The organism is Streptomyces sp. NBC_01723, assembly GCF_036246005.1.
GTDB lineage: Bacteria > Actinomycetota > Actinomycetes > Streptomycetales > Streptomycetaceae > Streptomyces.
The window spans coordinates 456,172-473,755 of record NZ_CP109171.1 but is presented as its reverse complement, the minus strand read 5'-3'; the positions used below and the strand labels follow the sequence as shown (position 1 = coordinate 473,755).

Here is a 17,584-nt window from a genome sequence, read left to right as displayed (position 1 = left end):
TCACCACCTGGGAGTCTTGGTCGAGAAGGACGGATCGACGCGGCGCATGCAGCCGGTGTCGTCCCGGTCGCGCAGTCCGCAGTCGAGGTACTGGCGGTGCAGCCGGGCGAGCGCGTCCCGGTCCAGCTCCACGCCCAGGCCCGGACCCGTGGGTACCGCGAGTGAGCCCTCGCCGAACCGCAGCGGCGTCGGGTCGACCACGTCCTCGTCGGGGCGTTTCCACGGCCAGTGGGTGTCGCACGCGTAGGTGAGCCGCGGTGTGGCCGCCGCGAGGTGGGTCATCGCGGCGAGGCTGATGCCGAGGTGCGAGTTGGAGTGCATGGACAGGCCGAGCCCGAAGGCGTCGCAGATCGCGGAGAGCCGGCCGCAGCGCCGCAGGCCGCCCCAGAAGTGGTGGTCGGAGAGCACGATGCCCACCGCGTCCCGGGCCACGGCCGGCGCCAGGTCGTCGAAGGAGACCACACACATGTTGGTCGCCAGCGGCGTGTCCGTGCGTGCCGCCACCGACGCCATGCCGTCGATCCCGGCCGTCGGGTCCTCCAGGTACTGCAGTACGCCGTCCAGTTCGCGGGCGACGCGCAGTGAGGTCTCCGGGCTCCACACGGCGTTGGGGTCCAGACGCAGCGGATGGTCCGGGAAGGCCGCGCGCAGCGCCCTGATCGCCGCGATCTCCTCGTCCGGCGGGAAGACTCCGCCCTTGAGCTTGATGGAGGAGAAGCCGTACGTGTCGATCATCCGGTGGGCCTGCTCGACCAGGCCCGCCGGATCGAGCGCCGCGCCCCAGTCGTCGTCCTCCTGGCCGGGGTGTCCGGCCCACTTGTAGAAGAGGTACGCGCTGTAGGGGACCGCCGGGCGTACGGCACCGCCCAGCAGGTCGCTGACCGGCCGGCCCACGAGCTTGCCCTGGATGTCCAGGCACGCGACGTCGAAGGGCGACATGACCCGGTCCACGGTGCTGCTGCCGGTGACCATCCCGGCCATGCCGTCGCCGCCCGCGGTGTCGGTGCCCAGCGCCCGGGTGGTGCGGGCGATCAGGTCGTTGAGGCTCCAGACCTCCATGCCGGCCAGTTCACCGGCGGTGCGGCGGAGCCGTTCCAGGTGCAGGGTGCCGCCGTAGGTCTCCCCGATGCCGCTGACGCCGCTCTCCGTGGTGATCTCCACGACGGTGCGCAGGGCGTAGGGCTCGTGCACACCCACCGAGTTGAGCAGGGGAGGGTCGCGGAAGGCCACGGGGGTCACCGTGACGTCGACGATGCGTTCGGAGGTGCCTGCCCGCATACCCATCCTCATATGTAGTCAGCGTTCGCATGTGTGGACAACCAGTTGTAGGCACGGCCCCACGGCCGTGTCAATGGGCCGGCCGGTCCGGGACCGGTGTGAGGAGGGTGCCCTCGGTCATGAACCGCTGGAGGTTGCGCAGCGCCAGGTCGCCCATGGCCGCCCGGGTCTCGTGGGTGGCGCTGGCGATGTGGGGGAGCAGCACCACCCGGTCCGACGCCAGCAGCGCCGGCGGCACGTCGGGCTCGTCGGCGAAGACGTCCAGCGCCGCCCCCGCGATCCGGCCCTCCGTCACCGCCGCCACGAGCGCCGGTTCGTCGACCACGCTGCCCCGGGCGACGTTGACCAGGTACCCCCCGGGCCCGAGCGCGTCCAGGACCTTCGCCGAGACCAGACCCCGGGTGCCCCGGCCCCCGGCGACGGTGACGACGAGCGCGTCGCACGCCTCGGCCAGCGCCTCGGCACTCGGCAGATGACGGTGGGTGACGCCGGGCACCGGCGTGCGCGTGCAGTACGCGAGGTCCGCGCCGAAGCCCTCGAGCCGGCGGGCGACGGCCCGGCCGATCCGGCCGAGACCCAGGATGCCGACCCGCCTGCCGCTCACCCGGTCCGTCAGCGGGAAGGGTGCTGCCGTCCAGGCCCCCGCGCGGACGTACCGGTCGGCCGCCGACAGGCGCCGCACGACGTCGATCAGCGCACCGACGGCGAGGTCCGCCACGCAGTCGGTGAGCACGTCCGGGGTGTTGCTCACGTCGATGCCCCGGGCGCGGGCGCGCACCACGTCGGTGGTCTCGTGGCCGACGCCGAAGTGGACGATGGCCCCGAGGCGCGGCAACGCGTCCATCAGCGCGTCGCTCACCCCGGTCCGCGCGCTCGTCACCGCGGCCGCCACCTCGCCGCCGTGCGCGCGCAGGTACGCGTCGGGGTCCGGGAGTTCGAAGAGGCGGACCGTGCGGAACCGCTCGCCGAGCGCACTCTCCAGGGCGGGGAGCAGCGGGGACACCTGGAGGACGGTGTCCGGGGCGCTGGGGTGGGTGGGGGAATTCGGCAAGGGGCACTCCCGTCGGGTGGGGTGCCGGGGCGCGGACCGCTCGGAGAACGTCCGATCGTCCGCATGTCTTGACGCTGCCTCGGCACCGGTTTAGCTTCGCGTTCACAGATGCAGACCGAGTACGCAAGTGTAGACAGTCGTGGAGGTCCGCCCCACACCCCCGAGTTCGGAACGTGACACATCAGCACTTCCCCGGAGACACGCGACGATGAAGTCCTCCGTTTCATCCACCCGGCGCCCCGCACCGAGGCGGCCCCGCACGAAGAGCGCGATGCTGCTGGCGGGCGTCGTACTCCTGTCCAGCGGGTGTGCCGTGGCAGGCAGCGCGGGCGGCGACACCGGCCGCGCCGACGGCCGCACCCTGCGGGTGGTGCTCACCCAGGAACCGCCGACCCTGGAACCCTGCGAGGCATCACTGACCGGCACCGGCGTGGTGGTCCGGTCCAACATCACCGAACCGCTGGTGGAACGAGATCCCACCTCCGGTGAGCTGAACCCCCTGCTGGCGACCGGCTGGAAGCAGACCGCCCCCCGCACCTGGACCTTCGACATCCGCTCCGGCGTGACCTTCCAGAACGGCGCGCCCTTCACCGCCGAGGACGCCGCCTTCTCCATCGACCGGGCGGTCAACTCCGACCTCGCCTGCAACGTCGAGGGCTACGTCTTCGGCGACGACGACCTCGAAGTGGACGCGGTGAACGACAGCAGACTGACCGTCACCACCGAACAGCCGGACCCCATCCTGCCGCTGCGCCTGAGCTTCGTGGAGGTGGTGCCCCGCACGACGGACCCGAAGGCCAAGGTCCGCGTCCCGGTCGGTACCGGCCCCTACGCGGTGACGTCCTGGAAGCCGGGGGCGGCCATCTCCCTCAACCGCAACGACCGCTACTGGGGCGAGGCTCCCGCCTTCGCACGGGCCCGCTACGTCTGGCGCAGCGACGCCAGTGTCCGCGCCGCCATGATCGACAAGGACGAGGCGGAGATCGCCGTCGCCCTCGACCCGATGGAGGCGGAGAAGGACACGACGGCCGCCTACCCCAACAACGAGACGACCGCGCTGCGGCTGGACGGCCGCGAGGCCCCGCTCGACGACATCAGGGTGCGCCGGGCGATCGACCTGGCCGTGGACCGCGAGGGCATCGTCGACGCGCTCCTCGGCGGACTCGCCGAACCGGCCGGCCAACTCGTGCCGCCCGGCGTGGTGGGTCACAACGACGCGATCGAACCGACCCGGCAGAACGTCACCGAGGCCCGCGCCCTGGTGCGCGAGGCGGCGGCCGACGGAGTGCCCACCGGCCGCCGGATCACCCTGGTCGCCCGCAACGGCATGTTCTCAGGGGTGTCGGAGACCGCCGAGGCGCTCCAGTACCAGATGCAGCAGATCGGTCTGAACGTGAAGGTACGCATGGCCGACACCGCCACCCACCTCCAGTACCAGCTCCGCCCGCTGCCCGAGGACGTCGGCCCGGTCGCCCTGCTGATCATGCACGGCAACCAGGCCGGTGACGCGGGCTTCACCACCAGCCAGTACCTGCTCGCCGACGGCCCCCAGTCCACGTTCGGCACCGAGGCGCTGGACGAACGCGTCGCCGACGCGGGCGCCCTGTCCGGCGGCGCACGGCAGAAGGCCTTCGCCGACCTGCTCGCCGAGCAGAACGAGAGCGTCGTCCAGTACGCCCATCTCGCCCACATGAGCGGCCTGCTCGGCCTGTCCCGGTCGATCCGCTACCGACCCGACTCCGCCACCGGAGACGAACTCCGGCTGGCCGATGTCCACCCGGCCGAGGGGGCGAAGCACTGACATGATCCCGTTCCTGCGCAAACGCGTCCTCTCCAGCGCCGTCCCCCTGGTCTGCGTCGTCCTCGGCGTGTTCTTCCTGGCCCGGATGACCGGCAACCCCGTCGACCTCTACCTCCCCCTGAGCGCCACCCCCGAGCAGCGCGCGGAGTTCTCCGCCGCGCAGGGCTTCGACCTGTCCATCCCCACGCAACTGTGGAACTACCTCGTCGACGCCGCCCACTTCGACTTCGGCACCTCCCTGCGGACGGGGCAGCCCGCCGGCTCGATGGTGCTCGACGCCTTCCCCGTCACCCTGCAACTCGCCGGCGTCACCATGCTGCTGGCCCTCACCGGAGCCGTCCTGGTCGGCAGCCTCGCGGCCTACCGCCCCAACTCCCTGATCGACAGGATCGCCAGCCTGCTGTCCATGACGGCCGCCAGCATCCCCGACTTCTGGTTCGCCATCATGGGCGTCCTGGTCTTCGGCGTGAGCCTCGGCCTGCTCCCGACCTCAGGCACGCTCGGCGGCCCGGAGATCTGGGTGCTGCCCATCGCGACCCTGCTCATCCGCCCCTTCGGCGTCCTGGTGCAGGTGGTCCGCGGCAGCATGGTCACCGCACTGTCCGCGCCCTACGTCAAGATCGCCCGGGGCAAGGGCGCCACCCCCCGGCGCGTCGTCTTCGGCCACGCCCTGCGCAACGCCGTGACGCCGGTACTGACCGTGGCCGGCGACCTGGCGGTGGGGCTGGTCAACGGCGCGGTCGTCGTCGAGACGATCTTCGGCTGGCCCGGTATCGGCAAGCTCATGATCGACTCCATCCTCCAGCGCGACTTCGCGGTCCTCCAGGCGGCCGTGCTGATGACCGCCGTGACGATCTTCGCGCTGAACATCCTCGTCGACGTCTGCCACGCGCTGACCGACCCCCGAGTGCGTCAGGCGGTGCCGGCGTGAGCGAAGGAAGCACCATGACCCAGGCAGAGACCGACGCCGCCGGCGTCACGGACGAGACGCCCTCGGCCCGCGACCACCGGCCCAGCCGCTGGCGGATGCTGGGCCGGGACCGGGCCGCGGCCGTCGGCGCCGTCGTCCTCACCCTGGTCGCCCTCGTGGCCCTCTTCGGCCGGCTGTTCATCGGCGACCGTGCCCAGCGCCAGGACCTCGACGCCTCACTGCGGCCACCGTCCCTGAGCGACGGCGTGTACGGGCTGCTGGGCACCGACGTCCTCGGCCGCAGCATGGTGGCCCGGCTGATCGAGGCCGCGGCGACCACCCTGTCCGTCGCCGTACCCGCCGTTTTGTGCTCCCTCGCGATCGGCTCCGCCCTCGGACTGTGGGCCGGCTACCACGGCGGCCGCCGCGAGAGCGTCGCCATGCGGGTCGCCGACGTGATCCTCAGCTTCCCCTCCCTGCTGATCGCGGTGGTGGTGCTGTACGTCTTCTCGCCCAGCGCGCTCAACCTCGTGCTGATCCTGGCCGTGACCCGCATCCCGGTGTACCTGCGCACCGCGCGGGCGGAGGCGGCGGAACTGCGCAGCAGACTGTTCGTCGACGCCGCCCGCACCTTCGGCACCCCCAGCCACCTGATCATCTACCGGCACGTCCTGCCGATCGCCCTGCCCACGCTGCTGACCGTGGCCACCCTCGACTTCTGCTTCGTGATGCTCACCGAGTCGTCGCTGAGTTTCCTCGGCATCGGAATCCAGCCCCCGGACGTCAGTTGGGGCCTCATGGTGGCCCAGGGCCGGCAGTACCTCCAGACCGCCTGGTGGATCACCGTGCTGCCCGGCCTCGCCATCGTCCTGACGACCGTGTCCGCGACGGTGCTCGCCGCCTGGGCCCGCATCGCCACCGACCCGGCCCAGCGCTGGCGGCTGACGCTGCCCAGGAAGCGCCGCCCCGTCCAGGCCCCCGTACCGCCGGAGATGATCCCGTGACGACCACCACCAGTGCCGCACCGTCCGGCACCCACACCCCCGCCCTCGACGTCGACGGCCTGTGCGTGGACCTGACCACGCCCACGGGGACCGTACGGGCCGTCGACGGCGTCAGCTTCAGCGTCCACCGCGGCCGCACCCTGGCCCTGCTGGGCGAGTCCGGCTGCGGCAAGTCCATGACCGCCCTCTCCGTCGTCGGACTGCTGGACCCGGCGGCGGAGGTGACCGGCGGCGCCGTACGCGTCCGGGGCGACGACACGCTCCAAATGAGCCCCGCGGAACGCCGCAGGCTGGCCGGCCCCGTCCTCTCCATCGTCTTCCAGGACGCCCTCACCGCCCTCAACCCGGTGCAGCCCGTGGGCCGTCAGATCGGCGAACCCTTCCGCATCCACCAGAAACTCTCCCGCCGCCAGGCGCGGGAGAAGGCGATCGAGCTGATGACCCGGGTGGGCATCCCCGAACCGAGGGAGCGGGCCCGGTCCTACCCCCACCAGTTCTCCGGCGGCATGCGGCAGCGGCTGCTCATCGCGATGGCCGTCGCCCTCGCGCCCGACGTGCTCATCGCCGACGAACCCACCACGGCCCTCGACGTGACCGTGCAGGCCCAGATCATGCGGCTGCTGCGCGACCTCCAGGACGAACGGGACATGGCCGTCGTCCTGATCACCCACGACCTCGCCGTGGTCGCCCAGCGAGCCGACGACGTGGTCGTGATGTACGCCGGCACGGTCGTGGAGAACGGACCCGTGCGCGACGTCTTCTCCGCACCCCGCCACCCCTACACGCGGGGCCTGCTCGACTCGGTTCCCGAGGACAGCGTGCGCGGACGGCCGCTGCCCGCCGTCCCCGGCAGCCCGCCCGAGCTGAGCGCGGTGCCCTCCGGCTGCGTCTTCCAGGCCCGCTGCCCGCTGGTACGGGAGCGCTGCGTCCGGGAACGGCCGTCCCTGCGCCCGTCCGGCGACGGCCGTGCGGCCGCCTGTCACTTCTCCGAGGAGCTCGACCGTGCCTGACACCCGCGCCACCACCGCCACCCCCGGGCCCGGCCCGCAGGAGGACGCGCCGCTGCTGGAGGTACGAGGGGTCACCAAGACCTTCGGCAGCGGACGGCGCCGGCTGACCGCACTGGACGGGGTGGACGTACGGGTCGGCCGGGGCCAGACCCTCGGACTCGTCGGCGAGTCGGGGTGCGGCAAGTCCACCCTGGCCAGGGTGCTGCTCGGCCTGGAGCGCCCGGACGCGGGCACCGTACGGTTCGACGGAACCGACCCCTTCGCCCTGCGCGGCAGGGAACTGCTGGCCTGGCGGCGCCGGGTGCAGATGGTCTTCCAGGACCCGTTCGCCTCCCTCAACGCGCGCATGTCGGCGGCCGACCTGATCGGCGAACCCTGGCGCACCCACCGGGACGTCGTCCCGGACGCCAAGGCCCGCGAGCGGCGGACCCGCGAACTGCTCTCCCTGGTCGGACTGCGGGCGAGTGACGCCCACCGCTACCCGGGCGAGTTCTCCGGGGGACAGCGCCAGCGCATCGGCATCGCACGCGCGCTGGCCCTGGACCCCGACCTCATCGTGTGCGACGAACCCGTCTCCGCGCTCGACCTGTCGGTGCAGGCGCAGGTGCTGAACGTACTCTCCGACCTGCGGACCCGCCTCGGCGTCACCTACGTGTTCATCTCCCACGACCTCTCCGTGGTGCGCTACATCTCCGACCGGGTGTCGGTGATGTACCTGGGCAAGGTCGTCGAACACGGGGACACGGACGACGTCTTCGAGAACCCCCAGCACCCCTACACGGCCGCGCTGACGTCGGCGGCACCCGTCCTCGACCCCGGCCGCGACGCCCGCCGCCAGGAGATCCAGCTCCAGGGCGAGATCCCCTCGCCCTTCGACATCCCCTCCGGCTGCCGCTTCCGCACCCGGTGCGGGCGGGCCGAGGACCGGTGCGCGACCGAGGCCCCACCCGTCGTGACCCGGGACACGGCCGACGGGGCCGAACCCCACACGGCCCTGTGCCACTTCCCCCTGGAGGCGGCGGCGACGTGGGCCTGACCGGCCCGGAGGTCGTCCTGCTCTCGGTCACGGTGGGGCTCGGCGCCCTGCTCCAGGTCTCGGTCGGCTTCGGCCTCGGCATGATCGCCGCACCGGTCTTCGCCCTCGTGGACCCGGCGCTCGCCCCCACGGCGGTCCTGCTGCTCGCCACCGGCGTCACCGCCGCGGTGCTCGTGCGCGAGCGCGGCCGGGCCGACCTGCGCGGCTGCGGCTGGGCGCTGGCCGGCCGGCTGCCCGGCGTCCTGGCCGGCGCCCTGCTCGTGGTGGCCCTCCCCGCCCGCCACCTCGCCCTGCTCGTCGCCGCGGTGGTCCTCGCCGGCGCCACGGTGAGCGTGGCGGGCTACGTGCCGCGGCAACGGCGCTCCTCGGTGGTCCTCGCCGGGATGGCCTCGGGCCTGATGGGCACGGCGACCTCCATCGGCGGGCCGCCCATGGCGATGGTGTGGCAGCGGCTCGGCGGACCGGAACTGCGCGCCACGATGAGCGCGTTCTTCCTCGCCGGTTCCCTGATGAGCCTCGCCGCGCTGACGGCGGCCGGCACGGTCGGCGCGCACGCGCTGCGCGGCGCCGCCCTGCTCACCCCCGCCGCCGTGGCCGGGGTACTGCTCGCGGGGCCGCTGACCCGGCGGCTGAACGTCCGGCGCACCCGCGCGGCGGCCACGGCACTCGCGGTCGCGGGCGCCGTGGTCCTCGTCCTCCAGCAGTTCGTCTGACCGCCGTGCCGTCCCGCTACGTGCGCAGCAGTCGCTGGGTGATCTCCCGGTACTGCCTCAGCGCGACCCGGAGTTCCTCCGAACCCGTCCCGGGGTCCCGGTCCTGCCAGCTCTCGTGCAGGACCCGGCGTCGCTCCGCCAGCGCCTCCACGAGGTGGGCGACGGCGTCGTCGTAGGCACCCTCCGCCTCTTCCAGCGCTTCGTGCGGAGTGTCGGCGAACCTGTTGATCGCCATGCGGAGGCGGGCCAGGACCGCGTCCCGCTCGTCCGACGGCACAAGCGCGTCCGGTGCCGTGGAGTGGTGCTCGGGACGACGCGGGGGCTGGTCCGAGGGCTGCTGTGCGCGCGTCTGGTCGTACATCATCGTGTGCCGCTTTCCTGAGTTGCTTGGGTCACCGGATTCCCCGGAGCGGCATGGCTCTGCGCCGTGCGGACAGTCAACGCCCGATGCCGGTGCGTGTCAAAGCGCCGGCTTCCGGACACCCCTCCGCTCAGCGCTGGGTGAGGGTCTGGGGGTAGTCGGTGATGATGCCGTCGACGCCGAGGCCGGTCATTTTGCGGATGGCGCCGGGTTCGTCGACGGTCCAGACGTTGATGTCCATGCCGAGTTCGTGGATGCGGTCGACGAGGGTCTGGTCGGTGACGGTGTGCTGGGGGTTGATCTGGTCGGCCCACCCGCTGAGTTGCTGGAGTTCGGTGTCGGTGGGGCGGTCGGCGTCGAGGATGCCGATGGGTATGTCGGGCATGCGGGTGTGGAATTGCCGGGCGTCGTCGGTCTGGAAGGACTGGACGGCGAGTTGGTGGCGGGCGAGGGCGCGGCGGACGTAGGCGGGTTTGGTGTGGAGGTGGTCGGCGAGGTCGGTGGCGATGTCGGTGTAGTGGCCGCAGGGGCTGATTTCGGCGAGGAGTCCGGTGCGGGTGTGGTCGATGTGGCGGATGACGTCGTCGACGGTGATGAGGGGTTCGCCGGTGTATTTGGTGTGGAACCAGGAGCCTGCGTCGAGGCGGCGGAGTTCGTTCCAGGTGAAGTCGGAGACGCGGTAGCGGGGGCGGTCGGGGTAGAGGTCTTCGATGTTGGTGGTGCGTTCCATGGTGCAGTCGTGGAAGTTGACGAGTTTGCCGTCCTTGGTTTGCTGGACGTCGATTTCGACGTGGTCGGCGCGTTGGGTGACGGCCAGGTCGATGGCGGCGGCGGTGTTCTCGGGTGCCATGCCGGAGGAGCCGCGGTGGGCGATGGCGTCCGGGTCGCCGGGCGCGGCGTGCGCGGTGGTCGTCGTCAGGGCCAGGGCCAGACCGCTCAGCACGGCCACGACGGCACCGGCGTGCCTCTTGCTCGCATGCTTCACTGCAACCTCCCGCGTTGGATGACTCCCTGGAGGCTGGCGGAGCACGGTTACGGGAACCCTGCCGACGTCTGGCGCCGCCGGGATCGGCCGGTGGAGCGGGACGCCGAAACGCTCAATCGCGGCGGAAGGGCGGCGAACGCGTGCATTCGCCGCCCTTCCGGCCGGCGACGTCAACCGCCGAGGATGCCCGCGGGCAGCAGCGACCGCGGTGAGGTGGCCGGGTGTCCCACCTCCAGCGTTCCGAGGAGACCGCTCAGGAGCGGAGCACCGGGCACCCCGGTGGACGGGTCCGGCGCGGGGGCGGCCACGGCGGCGGGGGCCGACACCAGGACAGCGGCGGCCAGGACGGAGACACAGACGAGTTTCTTGATCATGTTCGCCCCAACGAACGGCGGCCCAGGGGGAAACGTCCCCCGTAGGCCGACTGGCCCAGTGCCGTTACCCGAGAGGTAATCGACCGCTCCCGTTCCGCCCGGCAGGATCGGACACGTCGGCGGGAATCCCCGCCGGACCGGATCACCGCCGCGAGGAGAACACGATGTCCGTCGAGCACACCGCAGGCACGGGGGAGCAGGTCACCGAGGCCACCCGGAGCGTCGTGAGTGAGTTCCTGGCCGCGCGCGTCGCGGGGGACACCGGGCGGCTGGTCGAGCTGTTCGCCGACGAGGTCGACTGGCGGCTCGCCGAGAACCCCGCCGTCCCCTGGATCCGGCCCCGCTCCACAGGTACGGAATGCGCGGCGCAGTTCACCGAGTTGATGGAACACACCGTGCCCGAGGACGCGCGGGCCTCGGTCGACACCTTCCTCGTCGACGGCGCGGACGCCGTGCTGATGGGCCACGTGTCGGGGACGGTACGCGCGACGGGACGGAGCTTCGAGGGCCCGTTCGCCCTGCGCCTGACCGTCGAGGACGGCCGGATCACCCGGCACCACCTCTACGAGAACAGCCTGTCGATCGCCGAGGCGTGCACCCCGGCCGGCTGACGGTCCGGGCCCTTGGCGACGAACGGACGGCGGGAGCGCCAGGGCCACGGCCGGCCGTGGTCACGTCGCGTCGCGCGGCCAGACGAACACCTCGGTACCCGGCTGACGCTCGGAGAACCGGCCCGAGGGCGAGGCATCCCGCAGCAGTCCGCGCAGCTCCGCCTCGAACGCGTCCAGGCGATCGCCGAACAGGTGCGGCGCCGAGAACGACATGGCGAACACCCCGGCGACGACGTCGTCCCACGTACGCACCAACTCCTGCCCGCCGGGCACCACATGACGGTACGGGCCGCCGAACCCCGCCCCGGTCAGCACCGCCGCCTCGCCGGACGGCGTTCCTTCGGGCAGCACGCCGCGCCCGGCCCGGCGGACCGGCCCCAGCCAGTACCGGACCAGCTCCCCGATCGCCGCGTACGGAACCGCCGGGTACGGCAGCCCCGCAACGCTCGTCGTCCCGCCCTTGAGATCCGAGACGTGCACCAGGGCGCCGCCCGGCCGGAGCATGCCCCTGACGCTCGCGGCCACCAGCTCACGGTCCATCCAGTGGAACGACTGCGCGAGGGTCGCGACCGTGAAGTCACCCAGTCCCGGGGGCAGTTCCTCGGCACGGGCCCGGACCCACCGCGCCCTGCCGCTCACGCCCCGCTCCGCGGCCTCCCGCTCGGCCTCGGCGATCATCCCGGGGTCCGGGTCCACCCCGACGACCTCGGAGAACAGCCGCACCAGGCTCAGGGCCACCGTCCCCGGTCCGCACCCCAGATCGATCAGCCGCCCCCGCCCGTCGAGGCACAGCACCTCGGCGAGCAGGTCCACCAGCCCGGGGGCGTAGGGAAGCCGTCCGCGCCGGTAGTGGGCGGCGGTACCCGCGAACAGGGTGTCGTCCCACTCCCAACCGACTGCCATGACCACCACCGCTCGTCGATGCCCGATGCCGCTCGGTCGCCGCTGGTGGATGCTCCCCAACGGCTCGCGCGCCGCCGACGCTACCCGGCGCGCGGCGCCGTGGCGGTCCGCCTCGATAGTCTGCGCGGCGTGATCGACTCATGCGAAGCATCCGACGATGCCGCCGTCGCGACAGCGGGGGCGCAGGCCGGCGCGGACGTGGTCCGCAACCTGTACGGCCGACGGCTCCACCGCATCGACAAGGGCGCCGGGGACTTCGCCACCGACGCCGACGTGGAGGCCGAGAAGACCATCCTCGGCGTGATCCGTGCCCGACGGCCCGACGACGCGGTGCTCGGAGAGGAAGGCGGGCTGCGGGGCGGTGCCGACGCGGTGCGCCAGTGGCTGGTGGATCCCCTGTGCGGCACGCTGAACTACGCCGTCGGCAACATGCTGGTCGCCGTCAACGTGGCCTTGCGGGACGGGGCGGCAGCGGTGGCCGACCCGTTCAGCGGCGAGGTCTTCTTCACCGACGGGGAGACCGCCTGGGTACGACGTGACGGGGCCGACGACGCACCGCTGACGCCCACGTCCGCCAGTGGACTGGTCGACGTCAACCTGGATCCGCCGTTTCCGAGTGCGCCGGGATTCCGGGCCGTGGATCTGCTGGCCCACCCCGAGTTCGTCGGCCGCTTCCGGCCGCGCGTAGTCTCCACGACCCTGGCACTGGCCTGGGTCGCGGCAGGCAGACGCGCCGCCTACGTCACCGATGGCGGCGACCTCTCCCGGAGCGTGCACTTCGCGGCGGGCATCGCCCTGTGCCGGGCCGCCGGCTGCACCGTCACCGGGATCGACGGCGCCCCGATCGGTGAAGCGGGCCGCGGTCTCGTGGCCGCCGCCGACGCCGGGACCCACGAACTGCTGATGTCGATGACGCGCAGCCGAGGTTAGGAGGCGGCGCGCACCACGGTCGGAACGACTCGCGCACCACGGTCAGGACGACTCGCGCACCACCAGCTCCGTCGGAAGCGTCAACTGCTGCCGTGGCGCGCCGTGCCGGGTGATGCCGGTGAGGATGCGGGCCATGGTCCGTCCCAGCTCCTCCACCGGCTGACGCACCGTCGTGAGCGGTGGGTCCGTGTGCCGGGCGAGGACGGAGTCCTCGAATCCGACCACGGCGACGTCGCCGGGCACCCGCCGCCCGTGCCGGCGGAGTTCGGCCAGGGCGCCGACCGCCATGAGGTCCGAGGCCGCGAAGACGGCGTCCAGGTCGGGGGCACGTTCAAGAAGCAAACGCATCGCGCGCGCCCCGCCCTCCTCGGTGAAGTCGCCCGCCTCCACCAGGACTTCCGCGGCGGGCGCCCCCGCCTCCAGGTGCGCGTCCCGCCAGCCCGCGAGCCGGCTGCGGCCGACGTCCATGTCCAGCGGCCCGGTGATGGTCGCGATCCGCTCCCGTCCGCCGCTCAGCAGGTGCCGCACCGCCGCGGCGGCCCCGCCGGCGTTGTCCGCGTTGACGTAGCTCAGCCGCTCGCCCGCGTCGCGGCGACCGGCCAGGACGGTGGGCAGGCCCATCTCCTCCAGCATGCCGGGCAGCCGGTCCTCGGAGTGCACCGAGACCAGGAGGACGCCGTCGACCCGGCGGGCCGCGACCGAATCGGTCAGCTGGTCCCGCTCCGCCTGGTCGCGTACGAGCATCAGCTGGAGCTGGGTCCGGCTCTCGGCGAGTGCACCGCTGACGCCGCGGATCAGCGCGGCGAAGAACGGTTCCGAGCCGAGCCTGCTCTCGGACTCCGGGATCACCAGGGCCACGGCGTCGGTGCGGTTGGTGACGAGCCCGCGGGCCACCGAGTTGGGAACGTAGTTCAGTTCCTTGATCGCCGCGAGGACCCTGGCGCGGGCGTCGGCACTGACCAGCTCCGAGCCGTTGACGACGCGGGAGACGGTGGTGCGGCCCACGCCGGCTCGGGCGGCGACCGTTTTGATCGTGGGACGGCGGTTGCCGGTCATGCACTCCCCCCTCGGCGGCCGCGGCGGACGTGCCGGCCGCGGAGGTGACCTGCGGCAATTCTTGCAGACGCGGTCGCCGCCGGCGCACCCCCCGGCGGTCGGGAGGCCGTTTTCCGGACCGGGCGAGGAAACAAGTTGTTTTCAAGTTATTGACAGATGGGCTCGCTCCCACGAGTCTTCGATGCGCCGGTGGGAACGTGCCCACCAAAATTGGGCACGTTCCCACCTTGTCTGAGCCGTCGCTAGGAGGAGATCCATGGGCACTCTCGGTTCGTTGCGCGGGAAGGCGGTGGCGACGGTCGCGGCCGTCGGCGCGCTGGCGCTCGTCGTCGGATGCAGCAGCGGCGACGACTCGGTCACGGGTGGTGGCAAGAAGGACGGCAAGACCGTCATCACCATGGGCCTGTACGGGGTGATGGGCATCAAGGAGACGGGCCTCCTGGAGCAGTACGAGAAGGAGAACCCGGACGTCGACATCAAGGCGGAGATCGCCGGCGACGAGCAGACGTACTACACCGCCCTCCAGACCAGACTCGCCGCCGGCAAGGGGCTGAAGGACATCCAGGGCATCGAGATCGGCCGGGCCAAGGAGATCACCGAGACCCAGTCGGACAAGTTCGCGGACTTCTCCGAGGCTGCCGGCACCGACCACTTCCTGCCGTGGAAGGAGTCCCAGATCAGCACCGGGGACGGCAAGGTGCTGGGCCTGGGCACGGACATCGGCCCGATGGCCGTCTGCTACCGCAAGGACTACTTCGAACAGGCGGGCCTGCCCACCGACCGCGAGGAGGTCGCCAAGCTGTGGGACGGCGACTGGAAGAAGTACGTCGAGGTCGGCCGCACCTTCAAGAAGGGCTTCAAGGGTGACGACGTCGCTTACATGGACGCGGCCAGCGGCCTGTTCAACGCCATGGTCTACGGCTATCCCGAGCAGTACTACGACGAGCAGGGCGAGCTGATCTACGACACGAACCCGGCCGTCAAGGAGGCCTGGGGCCTGGCCGCAGACGCCGCGGAGGACGGCCTGACGGCCAAGCTCCGTCAGTTCCAGCCCGGTTGGGACCCCGGTCTGGCCAACGGCACGTTCGCCACGGCGGTCTGCCCGGCCTGGATGCTGAGCCACATCAGCGAGAAGGCCGGCGCGGCGAACAAGGGCAAGTGGGACGTCGCCAAGGCCCCCAAGGGCGCGAACTGGGGCGGATCCTTCCTCGGCGTGGTCGAGCAGAGCCCGGTGAAGGAGGAGGCGAAGAAGCTCGTCGCCTGGCTGACCGCGCCGGAGCAGCAGGCCCACATCTTCAAGGAGATCGGCAACATCCCCTCCTCGCGCACGGCGCTGGAGAGCGCCGACGTGAAGAACGCCGAGTCCGAGTACTTCAGCGGCGCCCCGATCGGCCGGATCTTCGGTGCAGCCGCCCAGGAGATCCCGGACAAGCAGGTCCTCGGCCGCAAGGACGGCACGATCAAGGACACCTTCTCCCAGGGCCTCACCCTGATCGAGCAGCAGGGCACCGCCCGTGACGAGGCGTGGAAGACCACCGCGGAGCGCATCGAGAAGGCGGTCGGCTGACCTTCCGCCCGCCTCGTGGCCGTCCGGGCCCGCCCGCGTCACTCCGGCGGGCCCGGCGCACGGTCGCACACATCCGAACTCAGGAAGGAATCCCGGTGGCCACCTCCACCACCAAGGCCCCGGCGCGGCGCGGCGCGCTCCTGCACCGGCTGGACATCAAGGGCGCCCCGTACGTGTTCGTCGCGCCGTTCTTCGTGGTCTTCGCCGCGTTCAGCTTCTACCCCCTCGTCTACACCTCGTGGATCTCCCTGCACGACGTGGAGCTGGCCACCCTCGATGTCATGGAGTGGGTGGCGTTCGACAACTACGTCGACCTGTGGGGGGACTCCAGGTTCTGGAACGCGCTGCGGAACACGATCACCATCGGCGTCATCTCCACGGTGCCGCAGCTGATGATGGCGCTCGGGCTGGCGCACCTGCTCAACTACCGGATGCGCGCCTCGCTGTTCTTCCGGGTCGCCTCGCTCGTCCCCTACGCCACCTCGGTCGCGGCGGCCGCCCTCGTCTTCACCATGATCTTCGAGCGCGACTTCGGCATGATCAACTGGGCGCTGGGTTCGGTCGGCATCGACCCGGTGGACTGGGAGGCCGACAAGTGGCCCGCCCAGGTCGCGATCTCCACCATCGTGATCTGGCGCTGGACCGGCTACAACGCGCTGCTCTACCTGGCCGCCATGCAGGCCATCCCCGCCGACCGGTACGAGGCGGCCTCGCTCGACGGGGCCTCGCGCTGGCAGCAGTTCACCCACGTCACCGTGCCCGGGATCCGCTCCACCATCGTCTTCACCATCGTGCTCTCCACGATCGGCGCCACCCAGCTGTTCGGTGAGCCGCTCATCTTCGGCCAGGGGCCCAACGGGGTCACCGGCGGCGCGGACAACCAGTACCAGACGCTGGGTCTCCTGCTGTACGAGGAGGGCTGGAAGAACTACCAGATGGGCCGCTCGGCGACCGTCGCCTGGGCGATGTTCCTGCTGCTCGTCCTCGTCTTCGTCGTGCAGCGCCTGACCAAGCGCCTGCGCTCCCGTACGTCCTGACCTGGAGTCGCCATGACCACACAGAGCCTCCCGGCCCGGACGGACAGCCCGGACCGCACCCCCGCCGCCCGGGCGGGCCGCCCCGCCGGGCGCCGGCTGCTGCGCCAGCGGGCGGGCCGCCAGCATCACGCCGGGCCCCTCGCCTACGTCCTGCTCGCCGTCATGGCGGTGCTGTCGATCTTCCCGCTGTACTGGACGATGGTCGCCGCCTCCACCGACAACACGCGGGTCAGCCAGACGCCCCCGCCGTTCCTGCCCGGCCCGAACCTGTTCAGCAACCTCGCCCGCGCCTGGGACGAGGCGGCGATGGGCAAGGCGATGGTCAACAGCCTGATCGTGGCCGGGGTGATCGCCCTGTCCACGGTGATGTTCGCGACGCTCGCCGGGTTCGCCTTCGCCAAACTGCGGTTCAAGGGGCGCAATGCCCTGCTCATGCTGGTGATCGGCACCATGCTGGTGCCGCCGCAGCTCGGCGTCGTACCGCTGTTCATGATGATGGCCGAGCTGGGCTGGTCGCAGCAGCTGCCCGCCGTCATCTTCCCCACCCTGGTCAGCGCGGTCGGCGTCTTCTTCATGCGGCAGTACCTCTCGGAGGCGCTGCCGGACGAACTCGTCGAGGCCGGACGCGTGGACGGGGCGCACTCGCTGCGGATCTTCTGGAGCATCGTGCTGCCGGTCGCCCGGCCCGCGATGGCGGTCCTGTTCATGATCACGTTCGTGCACGCGTGGAACGACTTCTTCTGGCCGTTCGTGGTCCTCGACATGACCAACCCGACGGTGCCCGTCGCGCTCACCCAGCTCAGCGCCGGCTACGTCCGCGACCAGTCGCTGATCATGGCGGGCGCACTGCTCGGCACGCTGCCGCTGCTGGCCATGTTCATCGTCTTCGGCCGTCAGATCGTCAGCGGCATCATGGCGGGCGCGGTCAAGGGCTGACCCGCCGCCCCGCGAACACCC

Annotated in this window: 18 protein-coding genes; 11 read left to right on the top strand and 7 right to left on the bottom strand. The window is 71.7% G+C overall.

All coding sequences use genetic code 11. The features are described 5' to 3' along the window. Window positions 1-1,284 carry a glucarate dehydratase family protein gene (locus tag OIE75_RS02170; RefSeq protein WP_443078271.1) on the bottom strand — a complete coding sequence of 428 codons (1,284 nt, stop codon included), beginning with the start codon at window positions 1,282-1,284 and terminating at the stop codon, window positions 1-3. Between the two features lie 64 nt (window positions 1,285-1,348). Next, window positions 1,349-2,329, bottom strand: a complete 981-nt coding sequence (locus tag OIE75_RS02165; protein ID WP_329469239.1) for a 2-hydroxyacid dehydrogenase — start codon at window positions 2,327-2,329, stop codon at window positions 1,349-1,351. A 271-nt stretch (window positions 2,330-2,600) separates the two neighbouring features. Between OIE75_RS02165 and OIE75_RS02160 the strand changes: the two genes are divergently transcribed. From OIE75_RS02160 to OIE75_RS02135, 6 genes are read left to right on the top strand one after another with little or no spacing between them, the layout of a single operon-like run. Then, on the top strand, window positions 2,601-4,130 hold the full coding sequence (locus OIE75_RS02160) for an ABC transporter substrate-binding protein (RefSeq protein ID WP_329469238.1): 1,530 nt from the start codon (window positions 2,601-2,603) through the stop codon (window positions 4,128-4,130). Window position 4,131: 1 nt separating this feature from the next. Then, complete coding sequence (locus tag OIE75_RS02155) at window positions 4,132-5,061, top strand: ABC transporter permease (RefSeq protein WP_307009148.1); 930 nt, start codon at window positions 4,132-4,134, stop codon at window positions 5,059-5,061. 14 nt (window positions 5,062-5,075) lie between these two features. Then, complete coding sequence (locus tag OIE75_RS02150) at window positions 5,076-6,044, top strand: ABC transporter permease (RefSeq protein ID WP_329469236.1); 969 nt, start codon at window positions 5,076-5,078, stop codon at window positions 6,042-6,044. Next, entirely contained in the window at window positions 6,041-7,054 is a 1,014-nt protein-coding gene (locus OIE75_RS02145; RefSeq protein WP_329469234.1) for an ABC transporter ATP-binding protein, read from the top strand. The genes OIE75_RS02150 and OIE75_RS02145 overlap by 4 nt, the downstream gene beginning before the upstream one ends. Next, window positions 7,047-8,090 carry an ABC transporter ATP-binding protein gene (locus OIE75_RS02140; protein ID WP_329469233.1) on the top strand — a complete coding sequence of 348 codons (1,044 nt, stop codon included), beginning with the start codon at window positions 7,047-7,049 and terminating at the stop codon, window positions 8,088-8,090. The genes OIE75_RS02145 and OIE75_RS02140 overlap by 8 nt, the downstream gene beginning before the upstream one ends. Beyond that, complete coding sequence (locus OIE75_RS02135; protein ID WP_307009143.1) at window positions 8,081-8,803, top strand: sulfite exporter TauE/SafE family protein; 723 nt, start codon at window positions 8,081-8,083, stop codon at window positions 8,801-8,803. The genes OIE75_RS02140 and OIE75_RS02135 overlap by 10 nt, the downstream gene beginning before the upstream one ends. A gap of 16 nt (window positions 8,804-8,819) precedes the next feature. On the opposite strand, the gene OIE75_RS02130 is transcribed toward OIE75_RS02135, so the two are convergent. From OIE75_RS02130 to OIE75_RS02120, 3 genes are all read right to left on the bottom strand, one after another. Next, window positions 8,820-9,164 carry a hypothetical protein gene (locus OIE75_RS02130; RefSeq protein WP_307017682.1) on the bottom strand — a complete coding sequence of 115 codons (345 nt, stop codon included), beginning with the start codon at window positions 9,162-9,164 and terminating at the stop codon, window positions 8,820-8,822. 130 nt (window positions 9,165-9,294) lie between these two features. Next, window positions 9,295-10,149 carry a glycerophosphodiester phosphodiesterase gene (locus OIE75_RS02125; protein ID WP_329469231.1) on the bottom strand — a complete coding sequence of 285 codons (855 nt, stop codon included), beginning with the start codon at window positions 10,147-10,149 and terminating at the stop codon, window positions 9,295-9,297. Between the two features lie 170 nt (window positions 10,150-10,319). Next, entirely contained in the window at window positions 10,320-10,523 is a 204-nt protein-coding gene (locus tag OIE75_RS02120; protein WP_329469230.1) for a hypothetical protein, read from the bottom strand. 164 nt (window positions 10,524-10,687) lie between these two features. Here OIE75_RS02120 and OIE75_RS02115 point away from each other — a divergent pair, with 164 nt between their 5' ends. Then, the gene (locus tag OIE75_RS02115; RefSeq protein WP_329469229.1) at window positions 10,688-11,134 is read left to right on the top strand and encodes a nuclear transport factor 2 family protein; all 447 of its coding nucleotides are present in this window, start codon (window positions 10,688-10,690) and stop codon (window positions 11,132-11,134) included. 60 nt (window positions 11,135-11,194) lie between these two features. Here the strand turns inward: OIE75_RS02115 and OIE75_RS02110 are convergent, their stop codons facing one another. Next, a complete protein-coding gene (locus OIE75_RS02110) occupies window positions 11,195-12,037 on the bottom strand; it encodes a class I SAM-dependent methyltransferase (protein ID WP_307009136.1) in 843 nt (280 codons plus the stop codon). A gap of 120 nt (window positions 12,038-12,157) precedes the next feature. On the opposite strand from OIE75_RS02110, the gene OIE75_RS02105 reads away from it, so the two are divergent. Further along, window positions 12,158-12,967, top strand: coding sequence for an inositol monophosphatase family protein (locus tag OIE75_RS02105; RefSeq protein ID WP_443078437.1), 810 nt, complete (start codon window positions 12,158-12,160; stop codon window positions 12,965-12,967). Between the two features lie 42 nt (window positions 12,968-13,009). On the opposite strand, the gene OIE75_RS02100 is transcribed toward OIE75_RS02105, so the two are convergent. After that, on the bottom strand, window positions 13,010-14,023 hold the full coding sequence (locus OIE75_RS02100; RefSeq protein ID WP_307009135.1) for a LacI family DNA-binding transcriptional regulator: 1,014 nt from the start codon (window positions 14,021-14,023) through the stop codon (window positions 13,010-13,012). Between the two features lie 256 nt (window positions 14,024-14,279). Here OIE75_RS02100 and OIE75_RS02095 point away from each other — a divergent pair, with 256 nt between their 5' ends. The 3 genes from OIE75_RS02095 to OIE75_RS02085 all read left to right on the top strand — a co-directional run bounded on the left by OIE75_RS02095 (window position 14,280) and on the right by OIE75_RS02085 (window position 17,563). Next, window positions 14,280-15,590: an ABC transporter substrate-binding protein gene (locus OIE75_RS02095; RefSeq protein WP_307009133.1), complete on the top strand. Its 1,311-nt coding sequence runs from the start codon at window positions 14,280-14,282 to the stop codon at window positions 15,588-15,590. 95 nt (window positions 15,591-15,685) lie between these two features. Continuing rightward, complete coding sequence (locus OIE75_RS02090; protein WP_307009132.1) at window positions 15,686-16,627, top strand: carbohydrate ABC transporter permease; 942 nt, start codon at window positions 15,686-15,688, stop codon at window positions 16,625-16,627. 12 nt (window positions 16,628-16,639) lie between these two features. Further along, window positions 16,640-17,563: a carbohydrate ABC transporter permease gene (locus tag OIE75_RS02085; protein ID WP_329469228.1), complete on the top strand. Its 924-nt coding sequence runs from the start codon at window positions 16,640-16,642 to the stop codon at window positions 17,561-17,563. Window positions 17,564-17,584 lie beyond the last annotated feature (21 nt).

What these genes read in the sequence shown, in the direction of transcription:
- OIE75_RS02170 (WP_443078271.1), bottom strand. Translation starts at nt 1,284, where the DNA reads ATGGGTATGCGGGCAGGCACCTCCGAACGCATCGTCGACGTCACGGTG.
- OIE75_RS02160 (WP_329469238.1), top strand. Translation starts at nt 2,601, where the DNA reads ATGCTGCTGGCGGGCGTCGTACTCCTGTCCAGCGGGTGTGCCGTGGCA.
- OIE75_RS02155 (WP_307009148.1), top strand. Translation starts at nt 4,132, where the DNA reads ATGATCCCGTTCCTGCGCAAACGCGTCCTCTCCAGCGCCGTCCCCCTG.
- OIE75_RS02150 (WP_329469236.1), top strand. Translation starts at nt 5,076, where the DNA reads ATGACCCAGGCAGAGACCGACGCCGCCGGCGTCACGGACGAGACGCCC.
- OIE75_RS02130 (WP_307017682.1), bottom strand. Translation starts at nt 9,164, where the DNA reads ATGTACGACCAGACGCGCGCACAGCAGCCCTCGGACCAGCCCCCGCGT.
- OIE75_RS02120 (WP_329469230.1), bottom strand. Translation starts at nt 10,523, where the DNA reads ATGATCAAGAAACTCGTCTGTGTCTCCGTCCTGGCCGCCGCTGTCCTG.
- OIE75_RS02115 (WP_329469229.1), top strand. Translation starts at nt 10,688, where the DNA reads ATGTCCGTCGAGCACACCGCAGGCACGGGGGAGCAGGTCACCGAGGCC.
- OIE75_RS02110 (WP_307009136.1), bottom strand. Translation starts at nt 12,037, where the DNA reads ATGGCAGTCGGTTGGGAGTGGGACGACACCCTGTTCGCGGGTACCGCC.
- OIE75_RS02100 (WP_307009135.1), bottom strand. Translation starts at nt 14,023, where the DNA reads ATGACCGGCAACCGCCGTCCCACGATCAAAACGGTCGCCGCCCGAGCC.
- OIE75_RS02095 (WP_307009133.1), top strand. Translation starts at nt 14,280, where the DNA reads ATGGGCACTCTCGGTTCGTTGCGCGGGAAGGCGGTGGCGACGGTCGCG.
- OIE75_RS02085 (WP_329469228.1), top strand. Translation starts at nt 16,640, where the DNA reads ATGACCACACAGAGCCTCCCGGCCCGGACGGACAGCCCGGACCGCACC.